10 protein-coding genes are annotated in these 13857 nt (G+C 68.4%); all 10 read right to left on the reverse strand.

What is annotated here, in order from left to right; genetic code table 11:
- Nucleotides 1-79: 79 nt before the first annotated feature.
- The gene (rpoB, locus tag ACH54P_RS26205) at nt 80-3583 is read right to left on the reverse strand and encodes a DNA-directed RNA polymerase subunit beta (RefSeq protein ID WP_489906009.1); all 3504 of its coding nucleotides are present in this window, start codon (nt 3581-3583) and stop codon (nt 80-82) included.
- Nucleotides 3584-4387: 804 nt separating this feature from the next.
- Complete coding sequence (locus tag ACH54P_RS26210; protein WP_489916643.1) at nt 4388-5359, reverse strand: hypothetical protein; 972 nt, start codon at nt 5357-5359, stop codon at nt 4388-4390.
- 82 nt (nt 5360-5441) lie between these two features.
- Nucleotides 5442-6017 carry a hypothetical protein gene (locus ACH54P_RS26215; RefSeq protein ID WP_489906010.1) on the reverse strand — a complete coding sequence of 192 codons (576 nt, stop codon included), beginning with the start codon at nt 6015-6017 and terminating at the stop codon, nt 5442-5444.
- 36 nt (nt 6018-6053) lie between these two features.
- The gene (locus ACH54P_RS26220) at nt 6054-7319 is read right to left on the reverse strand and encodes an MCE family protein (RefSeq protein WP_489906011.1); all 1266 of its coding nucleotides are present in this window, start codon (nt 7317-7319) and stop codon (nt 6054-6056) included.
- Nucleotides 7319-8497, reverse strand: a complete 1179-nt coding sequence (locus ACH54P_RS26225) for an MCE family protein (protein ID WP_489906012.1) — start codon at nt 8495-8497, stop codon at nt 7319-7321. The genes ACH54P_RS26220 and ACH54P_RS26225 overlap by 1 nt, the downstream gene beginning before the upstream one ends.
- Complete coding sequence (locus ACH54P_RS26230) at nt 8494-9678, reverse strand: MCE family protein (protein ID WP_489906013.1); 1185 nt, start codon at nt 9676-9678, stop codon at nt 8494-8496. Before ACH54P_RS26230 ends, ACH54P_RS26225 begins: the two co-directional genes overlap by 4 nt.
- Nucleotides 9675-10661: an MCE family protein gene (locus ACH54P_RS26235; protein WP_489906014.1), complete on the reverse strand. Its 987-nt coding sequence runs from the start codon at nt 10659-10661 to the stop codon at nt 9675-9677. Before ACH54P_RS26235 ends, ACH54P_RS26230 begins: the two co-directional genes overlap by 4 nt.
- Nucleotides 10658-11686, reverse strand: a complete 1029-nt coding sequence (locus tag ACH54P_RS26240; protein ID WP_489906015.1) for an MCE family protein — start codon at nt 11684-11686, stop codon at nt 10658-10660. The genes ACH54P_RS26235 and ACH54P_RS26240 overlap by 4 nt, the downstream gene beginning before the upstream one ends.
- On the reverse strand, nt 11683-13020 hold the full coding sequence (locus ACH54P_RS26245) for an MCE family protein (RefSeq protein WP_489906016.1): 1338 nt from the start codon (nt 13018-13020) through the stop codon (nt 11683-11685). Before ACH54P_RS26245 ends, ACH54P_RS26240 begins: the two co-directional genes overlap by 4 nt.
- Nucleotides 13017-13853 carry an MlaE family ABC transporter permease gene (locus ACH54P_RS26250; protein ID WP_003060266.1) on the reverse strand — a complete coding sequence of 279 codons (837 nt, stop codon included), beginning with the start codon at nt 13851-13853 and terminating at the stop codon, nt 13017-13019. The genes ACH54P_RS26245 and ACH54P_RS26250 overlap by 4 nt, the downstream gene beginning before the upstream one ends.
- Between the last annotated feature and the right edge of the window lie 4 nt (nt 13854-13857).

Here is a 13857-nt window from a genome sequence, read left to right on the forward strand (position 1 = left end):
CCCTTGGGGTTGTTTCGGCTAGAGGGGGTTGGCGGGCGAGGCGGGCCCCGCGGGAGGCAGGGCCCGCCTCAGCTCGCGATCAGTGCACGACGTCGTCCACCGAGGGCGACTCGTTGCGGGACAGGTTGATGCCGAGGTTGGCCGCGGCGCGCTCGAGGTCCTCGTCGTCGGAGTCGCGCATCTCGATCGCCGCACCGTCGCTGGAGAGCACCTCGACGTTGAGGCACAGCGACTGGAGCTCCTTGAGGAGCACCTTGAACGACTCCGGGATGCCCGGCTCGGGGATGTTCTCCCCCTTGACGATGGCCTCGTACACCTTGACGCGGCCGACCACGTCGTCCGACTTGATCGTCAGCAGCTCCTGCAGCGTGTAGGCAGCGCCGTACGCCTGCATCGCCCAGCACTCCATCTCACCGAAGCGCTGACCACCGAACTGCGCCTTACCACCCAGCGGCTGCTGCGTGATCATCGAGTACGGGCCGGTGGAGCGGGCGTGGATCTTGTCGTCGACCAGGTGGTGCAGCTTCAGGATGTACATGTAGCCGACCGCGACCGGGTACGGGTACGGCTCGCCGGAGCGGCCGTCGAACAGCGTGGCCTTGCCGTTCTCCTTGACCATGCGCTCGCCGTCGCGGTTCGGCTTGGTCGCCCCGAGCAGCCCGGTGAGCTCCTCTTCCTTCGCGCCGTCGAACACCGGGGTGGCGGTGTTCGTGCCGGGCGCGACGTCGTAGAGCTCCTCGTTGAGGTTCTTCGCCCAGTCGGGGTTGCCCTTGATCTCCCAGCCCTGCGACGCCAGCCAGCCCAGGTGCAGCTCGAGGATCTGGCCGATGTTCATCCGTCGCGGCACACCGTGGGTGTTCAGGATGATGTCGACGGGCGTGCCGTCCTCCATGAACGGCATGTCCTCGACCGGCAGGATCTTGCCGATGACACCCTTGTTCCCGTGCCGGCCGGCGAGCTTGTCGCCCGGCTGGATCTTGCGCTTCTGGGCCACGTAGACGCGGACCAGCTCGTTGACGCCCGGGGGCAGCTCGTCGTCGTCCTCGCGCGAGAACACGCGGATGCCGATGACCTTGCCGGTCTCGCCGTGCGGCACCTTCAGCGAGGTGTCGCGGACTTCGCGGGCCTTCTCGCCGAAGATCGCGCGGAGCAGGCGCTCCTCCGGGGTCAGCTCGGTCTCGCCCTTCGGCGTGACCTTGCCGACCAGGATGTCGCCGTCGCGGACCTCGGCACCGATGCGGATGATGCCGCGCTCGTCGAGGTCAGCAAGCACCTCCTCGGAGACGTTCGGGATGTCCCGGGTGATCTCCTCGGCGCCCAGCTTGGTGTCGCGGGCGTCGATCTCGTGCTCCTCGATGTGGATCGACGTCAGCACGTCGTCCTGCACCAGGCGCTCCGAGAGGATGATCGCGTCCTCGTAGTTGTGGCCCTCCCACGGCATGACCGCGACGAGCAGGTTCTTGCCGAGCGCCATCTCACCGTTCTCGGTGGACGGGCCGTCGGCGATGACCTGACCCTGCTCGACCCGGTCGCCCTCGTTGACGATCGGGCGGTGGTTGAAGCAGGTGCCGTGGTTCGAGCGGCGGAACTTGTACAGTCCGTAGCTCTTCCGCGTGCCGTCGTCGTGCATGATCGTGATCAGGTCCGCCGAGAGCTCCTCGACGACACCGGACTGCTCGGCGACGAGCACGTCACCGGCGTCGACCGCGGCGCGCAGCTCCACACCCGTGCCCACGTACGGGGCCTGGTTGCGCAGCAGCGGCACGGCCTGGCGCTGCATGTTCGCACCCATCAGGGCGCGGTTCGCGTCGTCGTGCTCGAGGAACGGGATCATCGCCGTCGCGACCGAGACCATCTGCCGCGGCGAGACGTCCATGTAGTCGATGTCGAGCGGGTCGATCAGCTCGACCTCGCCGCCCTTGCGCCGCGCCATGACCCGGTCTTCGACGAACGTGCCGTCGTCGGAGATCGGCGCGTTGGCCTGCGCCTTGACGTACCGGTCCTCCTCGTCCGCGGTCAGGTAGTCGACCTGGTCGGTGACCCGGCCCTCGACGACCTTGCGGTACGGCGTCTCGATGAAGCCGAACGGGTTGACCCGCGCGTAGGAGCAGAGCGAGCCGATCAGGCCGATGTTCGGGCCTTCCGGCGTCTCGATCGGGCACATCCGGCCGTAGTGCGACGGGTGGACGTCCCGGACCTCCATGCCGGCGCGCTCACGGGACAGACCACCCGGGCCGAGGGCCGACAGACGCCGCTTGTGCGTCAGGCCCGACAGCGGGTTGTTCTGGTCCATGAACTGCGACAGCTGCGAGGTGCCGAAGAACTCCTTGATCGCCGCGCCGATCGGGCGGATGTTGATCAGGGTCTGCGGCGTGATCGCCTCGACGTCCTGCGTCGTCATGCGCTCGCGCACGACGCGCTCGGTGCGGGACAGGCCGACCCGGATCTGGTTCTGGATCAGCTCGCCGACCGTGCGCAGGCGCCGGTTGCCGAAGTGGTCGATGTCGTCGGTCTCGACCGGGATCTCGGTGCCGTTCGCCGCGTTCATCTTGTCCTCGCCGGCGTGCAGCCGGACCAGGTACTCGATGGTCGTGACGATGTCCTCTTCGGTCAGCGTCCCGGTGTCGTACGGCGTCTCGAGGCCCAGCTTCTTGTTGACCTTGTACCGGCCGACCTTGGCCAGGTCGTAGCGCTTCGCCTTGAAGAACAGGTTCTCCAGCAGGGTCTGCGCGCTCTCCTTCGTCGGCGGCTCGCCCGGGCGCAGCTTGCGGTAGATGTCGAGCAGCGCCTCGTCGGTGCCCGCGGTGTGGTCCTTCTCGAGGGTGGCCAGCAGCGTCTCCGAGAAGGAGAAGCGCTCGCGGATCGCCTCGGTGGTCCAGCCGAGCGCCTTCAGCAGCACGGTGACCGGCTGGCGGCGCTTGCGGTCGATGCGGACGCCGACGGTGTCGCGCTTGTCGACGTCGAACTCCAGCCAGGCGCCCCGGCTCGGGATGACGCGGACGCTGAAGACGTCCTTGTCGGTCGTCTTGTCGACGTCCTTCGAGTAGTAGACGCCCGGCGAGCGGACCAGCTGGGACACGACGACACGCTCGGTGCCGTTGATGATGAACGTGCCCTTGTCGGTCATGACCGGGAAGTCGCCCAGGAAGACCGTCTGGCTCTTGATCTCACCGGTGTTGTTGTTGACGAACTCGGCCGTGACGAACAGCGGCGCGGCGTACGTCATGTCCTTGTCCTTGCACTCCTCGATCGAGGCCTTGACCTCGTCGAAGCGCGGAGCGGAGAAGGACAGGGACATCGAACCGGAGAAGTCCTCGATCGGGGAGATCTCGTTCAGGACCTCTTCGAGGCCGCCGACCGGGTTTTCTTCTCCTTCTTCGACACGGCGTTCGAACCACGCTTCGTCCCCGGTGAACCACTGGAACGACTGGATCTGGACGTCGAGCAGGTTGGGGGTGTTCAGGGGTTCGCGAATCTTTGCGAAGGAAACCCGCTTGGGCGCGCCGGGGATTCCCGTGGACTCCGAGCGAGATTCAGCCGAGGTGGTCGCAGCAGTGGCCTGGTTCGCGGGAGAGACTGCCAAGATGCGTCCTTCCGGGGACAATGAGCGGTGACGGCCGCCATAGCAACAGCTATCAGCGACTGTCAAGGGTGCCGTGTGCCCACTATCCTAACTACCGGCTCCGGGCAGCCTGAAAGAGGGCAGCGCAAAGAGGCAGTCTAGCCCGAACGGCGCGGTCTGTCCAGGGGGCGCTCCCGATGGGGCCCAGCCTGCCTCGCGACGTCTTCAGGTATGCCTCCAGGCGGACCGGTTGTCCCTCCCGCAAGGGCCGCCGGTTTCGCCGTCGGGAGTAAGCGTGAACCCACCGGGCCCGAGAGTCAAGATGCCACACGGGGGTCCCGCCGGTTGGCGCAGCGTGGAAGAGGGTCAGCGGAGCGTGAGCGGCCGAATAGTGTTCCAGTTACCGGCGAGTAGCGCCAGTAGTGGGGCTCGACCTGCGGTTTTGCTCGGTCCTTCTCCCGTGCGACCTGTGTTCCAGGCCACTCGGGACGGCACCGGTTCCGCCCGGCGGCGGCGTGTCACGCCGGTTTCGGTGACCGTCGCGCCGCGCCCGGAGAAAGGTCACACCCGCCCCAGGCGACACACCCGCCCCTAGGCCGCCGAGGGCGCCACAGGGGCCCTCAGGACCTCGTGGAGGGTCTCGACGGCGGTCGCGCCTTCGGCCGGGCGGTGACCAGGCTCGCCGTCCGCGAGCGCCCGCAGCACCGCCGGCGGGCACGCCCTCGGCACGCTGATCCTGGTCCACCTGCCCGGCCCGCCCGCGCTGCCCCGGACACGGCCGCGGCCCGCGACCCGGATCGGGTGGCGGGCCGCGGCCGGAACGCGCTACTTCGTCGGCGAGGGGGATGCCGGCGGCGCCGAGGACGACGGTGCCTGGCCGGCCGCCGGGACCTTCGGGGCGTTGTACGTGTCCATGTCGGTGATCTTCCACTTGTCGCCCTGGAGCTGGGCGTTCAGGTGGAGCTGGGCCGTGCCCGCCGTCGTCTTCTTCGTGTCCGTGCGGGTCGAGGTCTGGTCGACGAAGACCATCACCTTCGCCAGGTCGCCGTTGAGCATGATCACCGCGGCCCGGGTCACCTTGCACGTGACGATCATCTTCTGCGCCGGCGCGAGCCGCTTCACCTCGCCCATCAGCGAGTTGTACTTGTTCTTGACGTCGTCGTTGGCGAGCAGGTCGTTCGCCGCGTCCTCGGTCTTCTTGATGTTGTTGAAGTCGTAGGAGAACAGCGCCTCGGCCGCCTTCGACACGGCGTCCTTGACCTGCGCGGTCTTCGCGACGTCGAGCAGCGCGGTGTTGCTGGTCGCCGACGAGACCTTCACCTCTTCGGACTTGAACCAGAACGCCAGGCCGCCCAGGACCAGCGCCACGAGCACCAGCGCGCCCGCCACCAGGTACGGCTTCTGCGTCCGGGGCCCCGCGGGCATCGCCGGCTCGTCGTCTTCGGTGACCGGGACCTCGGATTCCTCGGTCGGCTTCGCGATCCCGGTGTCCCGCTTCTTCCGCCGCGGCGCCGGGCGTTCCGGGGCCCCCTCCTCGGCGGGCTCACCGGTCAGCGCGTCGACCTGCGGCTCGTCCTCGGTCTCGACCGCTGCGAACACCTGCGTGTCCTCGGCGGAGGCCGGGTCGAGCTGCCCGCTGGTGGACTCCACCGGCTCGGCGGGCTCGGCGGCCGGCCGGGGCACCGGACGCGGCGCCGGCCTCGGTCGCGGCTTGGCGGCGGCGGGCGGCACGGCGGGCAGCTGCCCGGTCCGCTCGGCGGCGGGCTCGTCCGTCGACGGCTTGCGCAGACCGGCCACGCGGGGACGCCGCGACGGCGTCGGGGTGCTGCGGGGCGGCTGGCGGCGGGAGGGGGGCACTACAGGCTCCTTCTGGGTGACGCTACTGGCCGGCCGCGACGAGCGGGACGCTGTCGATGCCGGACAGCTTCCAATCATCGCCCACCCGGGTCATCGACACTTCGAGGCGCAACGGCTTCGCGCTGCTCTTGTCCCCCTGGGTGACGGTGGTGGCGATCGCGGCGAGGAAGCTGGCCTTGCCTTCGTGGTCGTCCAGCTCCTCGACGGCGATGTCCTGGACGTCCGTGGTGACCTTCGTCTTGGCGTCCGACAACGCCTTGCGGAACGTCGGCGCCGACTGGTCGATCTGCTGCGACATCTTTTCGTCCGACACGGCCTTCTGCCGGGCGAAGAAGCCGTCCAGATCCGTGTAGTCGACCTCGGTGTACGCCTTCAGCGCGTTGGTACCCGCCTTGACCACGGCCTCGCGCGACGCCGCCAGGCCGGCGTTGTCGTCGTTCTCGGCCACCCACCACTGGACGCCGAAGATCGCCGCCGCGATGAGGCCGGCCAAAGCCAGTGCCGCGGCGCCGAGCACCAGGGTCCGCGAGGAGTCCTTCGGCGACGTCGGGGAGGACTCTTCCGCAACCGCCGTGGCGGCCGGCTCGTCGGAACTCATAGCACTCCAGGGTAGGTAGCGGTCATCAAATCCACGTCAGGCCAGGCCGAGCAGCGAGCCAAGGCTGGTCAGGCTGACGCCGGGGCTGCCGACGATGCCCGGCACACCCCGGGTGTTGCGCTCCTCCGCCAGTTCCTCCGCCGGGCGGTCCGCGTTGGCCGAGACGTCGGCGTCGGACGGCGCGACCGGCACCCCGCCGTACGGCGCGTTCTGCGCACCCCGGACGTTGATCGGGCTGCCCTTCGGTTCGGCACAGTACGCGTCCTCCTTCGCCGGCCTCGGCGAAGTCTCGGCCCCGGTGCGGAACTGCGAGTACGGGATGTAGCCCTTCGTGCAGGCCGGCGGGTTGAACAGGTTGAGCACCAGCCCGAGGTGCGCGGTGCCGTCACCGGGGGCGACGCTGCTCGCCGCGCCGGCCAGCGCCGGGTAGGTGACCAGGCCCTGCTCGATGCCGTCGAGCCGGGTCACGGTCAGGTTGGCCGTGGTGAGCAGGTTCGCCGTCAGCGCGCCGAGGCCCGGCCCCGACTCCTTCAGCACCTGGCTGATCTGCGACGCCACCTGCGGGGTGATGCCGATGAGCTTGCGCAGGTCGCCATCGGAGTTCTTCAGCGTGCCGGTGAGCTCGTTGAGGCTCTTGCTGAACGAGGCGAAGTTCTCCGCCTGGTCGTTCTGCGTGTCCAGCACCTGGCCGCCGGCGTCGAGCAGCTGGATCGTCTGCGGCAGGTACTCCTGCGCGGTCGTGGTGAAGCTGCGCGCGGTGTCGAGCAGCTTCTGCAGGTCGCCGCCGGTGCCGCGGAACGCGTCGTAGGACTCGTCGACGACCGTGCGCAGCGAGTCGACCGGGACCGACGCGGCGAGCGAGTCGAGGTCGCCGATCAGCCGGTCGGTGCTGACCGGGGTGGTCGTCTTGGTCGCCGGGATCACCGAGCCGGCGGCCAGGTACGGGCCCTTGTCGGCCTTCGGCTTGAGGTCGACGTACTGCTCGCCGACCGCCGACCGGTTGGCGACGACGGCGTCGAGGTCCGCCGGCACCTGCGGCGCCGACGGGTCGATGTTCAGGTCCGCCTCGAGCCCGGTCTGGGTGAGCCGCAGCTCCCCCACCCGGCCGATGTTGTAGCCGCGGTAGGTGACCTCGGCGTTGGTGAAGATGCCGCCGGACTCGTTGAGCTGGAGCTTCACCGTGTAGCCGTCGTTGCCGAACACGCTGCCGAGCCCGGCGAACCGGATCAGCGCGTACACGATCGCGACGACGGAGATGACGACGAACGCGATCAGCTGGATCTTCGTCTTGCGCACCAGCATCAGCCCGCACCTCCCGAGAGGAGCCCGAAGAGGTTGCCGAGCCCGGGCTTCGACTGCCCGGACTGCTGGCCGGCACCGGGGATCGGCAGCGGCGGCGCCTGGTTGGCCGGCGTGCCCGAGACCCCGCCGGTGAGCCCCTGCAGCGGCAGCTGCCCGGCGAGGGCGTTTTGCCGGCTGTTGCCGAGGTTGCTGAGCACGGTCTGCAGGTTCAAGTCGACCTTCGCGAAGAGGTTGAAGTAGTCGCCCTTGACGTCGTTGACGGCCTGGTCGCTGAACGGGAACGTCAGCAGGATCTCCAGGGCCTTCGGCAGGTCGTTGCCCGCCTCGCCGAGCTTCTGCAACGTCGGGGTCAGCGCCTTCAGGTCCGCGACGAGGTCCTTCTGCGACTTGTTCACCGTGTCGGTGGCGACGCCGGAGAGGTTGTCGAGCGCCTGCAGCATGGTGACCAGCTGGCCGCGCTGCTGCTCCAGCACGCCGAGGCCGGGCCCGAGGTTGTCGACCGCGCCGACCAGCTTGTCCTTCTGGTCGTTGAGGGTCGAGGACAGCCGGTTGAGCCCGTCGATCGCCCGGGTGATGTTCTGCGACTGCCGGTCCAGGTTCGTCACCAGCTCGTTCGCGTTGTCGAGCAGCGCCTTGATGTCCGGCTCGCGGCCGGACGTGGCGTTGTTGAGCTCCTTGGTGATGGTGTTGAGCTGGTCGACGCCACCGCCGTTGAGCAACAGCGACAGCGCGCCGAGCAGTTCCTCGACCTCGACGCTGCGGTTCGTCCTGGCCAGCGGGATGGTGGCGTTGTCGGCCAGCTTGCCCTGGGCCTGGTCGTCGCCCGGCGAAGCCAGCTCGACGTACTTCTCGCCGAGCAGGCTCGACTGCTTCACGTTGGCCAGCGCGTTGGCGGGCAGCTTGACGTCGCCGTTGACCTTCAGCGTGACCAGCGCGTGCCAGCCGTCCTTGGTCAGGCCGACGTTCTCGACCCGGCCGATCGGCACCTCGTTGACCTTCACCCCGGCCTGCGGGGTCAGGTCGAGCACGTCCCGGAACTCGACGTTCACCGTGTACGGGTGGTCGCCGAGGTCGGCGCCGCCGGGCAGCGGCAGGTCGTAGATGCCGTTGAACGCGCAGCCGGACAGCGTCAGCGCGGACACCGTGACCAACGCCCCGACGGGCAGGAGCCTCTTCACTGGCCACCTCCGTAGAGCTGCCCCGCGATGGGCAGCGGGAGCGGCGGCAGCTGACCGGACTGCAGAGCCTGCACGGTCTGCGCCACGGACGGCAGCGGGATCACCTTGTCGACCACGCCCGCGATGCCCTCGCAGGCGTTGCCGAGCACGTCCGGAATGCTGTTCGTGCCGACTTGCTTGAGCAGCCGGCAGATCATCACCAGCGGCGGCTGGGTCAGCTCGTTGAGGTTCGGCCGGGCGTCGAGCGTGCCTGCCGAGCCGTTGTAGGTGTTGACCAGGTTGCTCAGGCCGACCGGCGCGACGTCGAGGATCTCGGCGAGCGAGCTGCGCTGGTCGACGAGCACCTTGGTGATCCCGGCCAGCTTGTCCACGTTGGACTTGAGCCGGTCGTGGTTGGCGTCGATGAACGCCTGCACCGAGGTGAGCGTGGTGGCCAGCTGCTGCACGGTCGCGGCCAGGTTGTCCTTTTCGGACGCCAGGTAGCCGCTGACGTCGGCGAGCTGGCTCTCGAAGCTGCGGACCTGCTTGTCGGAGTCGGCCAGCGTCTGCGAGAACTTGCCGAGGTTCTCGACCGTGGAGAACAGGTCGTCCTTGTTGCCGGAGAGCGTCCCGGCCGCCTGGCCGAGCTTGGTGATCGTGTCGTGGAGGGCCTGCCCGTTGCCGTCGACGTTGGCCGCCGCGGTGTTCAGCAGGTTCGACAGCGACCCGTTCTTGTTGGCGCCGTTCGGGCCGAGGGTCTCGCTGACCCGGGCCAGGCTGGCCGCCAGCTGGTCGACCTCGAGGGGCACCTCGGTGCGGTCGAGGCCGATGACCGCGCCGTCGGAGATCCGCGGGCCGCCGGTGTAGGCCGGAGCGAGCTGGACGTAGCGGTCCGACACCAGCGACGGCGCCACGATGAGCGCCTTCGCGTCCGCCGGGACGGCGACCGAGCGGTCGTACTCGAACTCGACCTTCACCTGGTTGCCCATGGGCTGGATCTTGGTGACCGTGCCCATGTCGACGCCGAGCATCCGCACGCTGTTGCCCTCGTACAGGCCGACGGCGCCGGCGAAGTACGCGGTCAGGTGGTTGCGGCCGGCGTCCTTGAGGGTCCACCAGATCCCGCCGGCGACGACGAGCGCGAGCACGATCGCGATGGTGAAGCCACGGGTCAGGGCCTGGCCGAAGCGGGTGTCACTCATTTCGTGTAGCACCCCTCTTCGTTGATCGGGCCGAACGACGGCAGCACCAGGCCGCAGATGTAGTTGTCGAACCAGCGCCCGTTGCCGATGGTGTTGGTGAAGACGCGGATGAACGGGGCGAACTTCGCGATGCCCTCGGCCAGCGAGTCCTGGTTGCGCTGCAGCATCGACGTCAGCTGGTCGAGCTGGGTCAGCACCGGGTCGAGCTGCTTGTCGTTGTCGTCGATCAGGCCCTGCAGCTGGGTCGCCAGCTCGCGGGAACCGTTCAGCAGCGACGTGATCGCGTCCTCGCGCTTCGCCAGCTCGTCGAGCAGCTTGTTGCCGTCGGTGAGCAGCTTCTGCACCTCGGCGTCGCGGTCGACCAGGGTCTGCGACACCTCGCGGGTGTTGGCCAGCAGGTTCGACAGCTGCTGGTCGCGCGAGGCGATCGTGTCGGAGAGCTTCGACAGCCCCGACAGCGCGCCCCGCACGTCCTGCGGCGTGTTGGCGAAGGTCTGCGAGATGGTGTCGAAGCTCTGCGCCAGCTGCTTCGTGTCGATGTCGTCCACGGTCTGCGACAGCCCGCGGAACGCGTCGAGCACGTCGTAGGGGGCCATCGTGCGGTCCCGCGGGATCCCGGTGCCCGGGTTCAGCGCGTTCTCGCCCTGCGGGTCCAGCGACAGGTACTTCTGCCCGAGCAGCGTCTTGATCTTGATCGCGGCGCTGGTCCGGTCGCCCAGCCAGGCGTCCTTGACCTTGAACGACACCTTCACCGACGCGCCGTCGAGCTCGATGTCGCTGACCTTGCCGACCTTGACGCCGGCGATGCGGACGTCGTTGTCCTTCTGCAGCCCGGAGGCCTCGCTAAACTCGGCGCTGTAGGTGGTGCCGCCGCCGATCACCGGCAGGTCGTCGGAGTTGAGCGCGGCGGTGAACGCGAGCACCAGCACGGCGATGCCGACCAGCGCGATCGGGACGGGGTTGCGCTTCTGGAAGGACTTCATCCCGAGCACCTCTCCCGGTTGGCCGGGATCAGCGGGATCGGCACGTCGTTGATCAGTGGGGGCAAGCTGACGCTCCCGGAGAACTCGCAGGCGTAGAAGTTGAACCAGGAGCCGTAGTCCGCGGTGCGGGTCAGCGTGCTCACCTTGGTCGGCAGGAACTGGATGAAGTGCTCCAGCTCCGGCTCGTTCTTGTTGAGCTGCTGGGTGAGGGTGCCGAGCGCGCTGATGTCGTTCTTCAGCGGCTCCCGGACGTCACCCAGCAGGCCGGACGTCGTCTCGGCGAGGTTGCCGAGGCTCTCGATCGCGTCCCCGATCGGCTTGCGGTCCGCGGCCAGCCCGGACACCAGCTGCTGCAGCTTGACGATCAGGTCGTTGAGCTGCGGGGTGTGCGCGTTGACCGTGTCGAGCACCGAGTTGAGGTTGTCGATGACCTCGCCGATCACCTGGTCCTTGTCGGCGATCGTGGTGGCCAGCGACGCCGTGTGCGAGAGCAGGCTTTCGATGGTGCCGCCTTCGCCCTGCAGGACCTGGATGACCTCGTAGGACAGCTTGTTGACGTCGTCCGGGTTGAGCGCGGTGAACAGCGGCTTGAAGCCGTTGAACAGCTCGGTCAGGTCGAGCGCCGGCGTGGTCCGGTCCAGCGGGATGGTGCCGCCGGGCTGGAGCGTCTTCCCGGAGGGGTCGTCGCCCTCGCCGAGCGAGACGTAGCGCTGGCCGACCAGGTTGCGGAACTTGATCTGCGCGGTCACCCCGGCCGGCAGCGTGCGCCCGGCGTCGACCTCGAACTCGACCTCGGCCTGGCGCTTGTCGACGATCTTGACGTCCTTGACCTGCCCGACCCGGACGCCGGCGATGCGGACGTCGTCGTTGGGCAGCAGCAGCGTCGCGTCGGTGAAGCGCGCCTTGTAGGCGTTGGTGCTGGTGGTGTTGATGTTGGCGATGCTGATCCCGAGGATCGTCGTGAACAGCACGGTGACGACCACGAAGATGCCCAGCTTGATCAGCGGTGCGAGCAGTCCCCTCACTTGACCGTCACCTCCGCTCCCCGGTACAGCGGGCCGACGAGCAGCGAGCTCCAGCCCGGGACGTCCGCCGCGTTCATGCCCAGCTGCGGGCCGAGCAGGTCGGCCAGGAAGCCCTGCTCCGCCGTCGAGTAGGCAAGTTGATCAGCGCCGTCACCGCCTCCGCTGCCTCCACCGGCCGCGTCGGCCTTGAACTTGGCCGGGTTGAGGCCTTCGCCGACGCTCTTCGGCGCGGCCTGGTGCAGGGTGCCGTCCTTGAACGCGCCGTCCGGCGGCTCGGACGGGAACGGCTTCGGGATGTCCTTGATGTCGTAGCAGCGCGGGCCGCGCTTGTCCTCGAACCGCGGCTCTTCCTTGCCCGCCTGGTACGGCGCGCGCGGCACGATGATCTCGATGGTGGCGTGCAGGCCGGGCTTGTCGGTGCCCTTGCCCAGTGCCTGGTCGATCAGCGGCACGTTCTTCGCCATCTGGGAGATCACGCAGGGGTACTCCGGCGCGTACTTCGCCAGCAGCTCGGCCGTCGGCCGGGCGGTGTCGACGAGGGAGATGATGTTGTCCTTGTTGTTCTGCAGGAACGTCTGCAGGTCCACCGAGGCCTGGGTCAGGCTGCCGTAGAGGTTGGCCAGGTTCTGCTGCTCGTCGACCACGGTCCGGGTCGTCGTGCTCAGGTTGTCCAGGCTCTGCACCAGGTCCGGCGTCGCGTCCTTCAGGTGGTCGGAGAACTCCGCGAGGGCCTTGAGGTTGTGCTGCAGCTCCGGCTCGTGCGGGTTCAGCTCGCCGATGTAGGTGCCCAGCTGCGTCAGCGTGTCGCCGAGCTGGTCGCCGCGGCCCTGCAGCGCCGTCGAGATCGCGGTGAGCGTCGCCGACAGCTTCTGCGGCTGCACCGCCTGCAGCACCGGCATCAGGTGGGCGAACGCCTGCTCCAGCTCGACCGCGCTCGACGTGCGGTCCTGCGGGATGACGTCACCGCTGGACAGCGTCTTGGAAGACGGCTTCTCCGGGATCTCCAGCGAGACGAACCGCTCGCCGAAGAGCGTCTTGGGCAGGAACCGAGCCGAGACGTTCTCCGGGATCAGCTTCGCCGACTCCGGCTTGAGCGCGAGCGTCAGCTCGGCGCCCTGGTCGGTGGCGTTGATGTCGGCGACCGAGCCGACGATCAGGCCCCGCACCTTGACGTCGGACTGCTTGATCAGCTGGTTGCCGATCTTGTCGGCCTCCAGCTTGACCGTGACGACGGGCGTGAAGGCCTTGTCGTAGAGCGCGATGGACAGCGCCACCCCGCCGACCATCACGGCGATGAGCAGCAGGCCGAGCAGCCTGCGACGGAGCGTCCTCATCCCGCGATCCTTACCGTGACGTCGGTTCCCCAGATGGCGAACCCGATGAAGAAGTTCATGATCGACACCGTGACGATGGACAGCCGGACGGCCTTGCCGACCGCGACGCCGACACCGGCCGGGCCACCGGTGGCCCGGTACCCGAAGTAGCAGTGCGACAGGATGATCAGGACGCTGAACAACAGCACCTTGATGAACGAATAGAGCACGTCCTGCGGTGGCAGGAAGAGATCGAAGTAGTGGTCGTAGGTACCGGCCGACTGGTTGTAGATGTAGATGACGACCAGTCGTGACGCGAGGTACGAGCTCAGCAGGCCGATGATGTAGAGCGGGATGACCGCCACGAAGCCGGCGATGATCCGGGTCGTCACCAGGTACGGCAGGCTCGGCACGCCCATGACTTCGAGCGCGTCGATCTCCTCGGAGATCCGCATCGCGCCGAGTTGCGCGGTGAACCCGGCGCCGACCGTGGCGCTCAGGGCGAGGCCGGCGACCAGCGGGGCGATCTCGCGGGTGTTGAAGAACGCGGTCAGGAAGCCGGTGAAGGCCGACGTCCCGATCGAGTTCAGCGCCGAGTAGCCCTGGAGACCGACGAGGACACCGGTGAACAGCGTCAGGCCGACCATCACGCCGACCGTGCCGCCGATGACCGCGAGCGAGCCGGAACCGAAGCTCACCTCGGCGAGCAGCCGGAGGACTTCCTTCGTGTAGCGGCGCAGCGTCCGCGGCGTCCACAGCAGCGCGCGGCCGTAGAACGACATCTGGTCACCGAGGGTGTCCAGCGTCTGGAGGGGTCGGTTGGCGACGCGTTTCGCGCCCTGGAGGAACGTCATGGCG

The organism is Amycolatopsis sp. N2S4-7 (genome assembly GCF_058119595.1).

What these genes read in the sequence shown, in the direction of transcription:
- ACH54P_RS26230 (WP_489906013.1), bottom strand. Translation starts at nt 9,678, where the DNA reads ATGAGTGACACCCGCTTCGGCCAGGCCCTGACCCGTGGCTTCACCATC.
- ACH54P_RS26235 (WP_489906014.1), bottom strand. Translation starts at nt 10,661, where the DNA reads ATGAAGTCCTTCCAGAAGCGCAACCCCGTCCCGATCGCGCTGGTCGGC.
- ACH54P_RS26220 (WP_489906011.1), bottom strand. Translation starts at nt 7,319, where the DNA reads ATGCTGGTGCGCAAGACGAAGATCCAGCTGATCGCGTTCGTCGTCATC.
- ACH54P_RS26250 (WP_003060266.1), bottom strand. Translation starts at nt 13,853, where the DNA reads ATGACGTTCCTCCAGGGCGCGAAACGCGTCGCCAACCGACCCCTCCAG.
- ACH54P_RS26215 (WP_489906010.1), bottom strand. Translation starts at nt 6,017, where the DNA reads ATGAGTTCCGACGAGCCGGCCGCCACGGCGGTTGCGGAAGAGTCCTCC.
- ACH54P_RS26245 (WP_489906016.1), bottom strand. Translation starts at nt 13,020, where the DNA reads ATGAGGACGCTCCGTCGCAGGCTGCTCGGCCTGCTGCTCATCGCCGTG.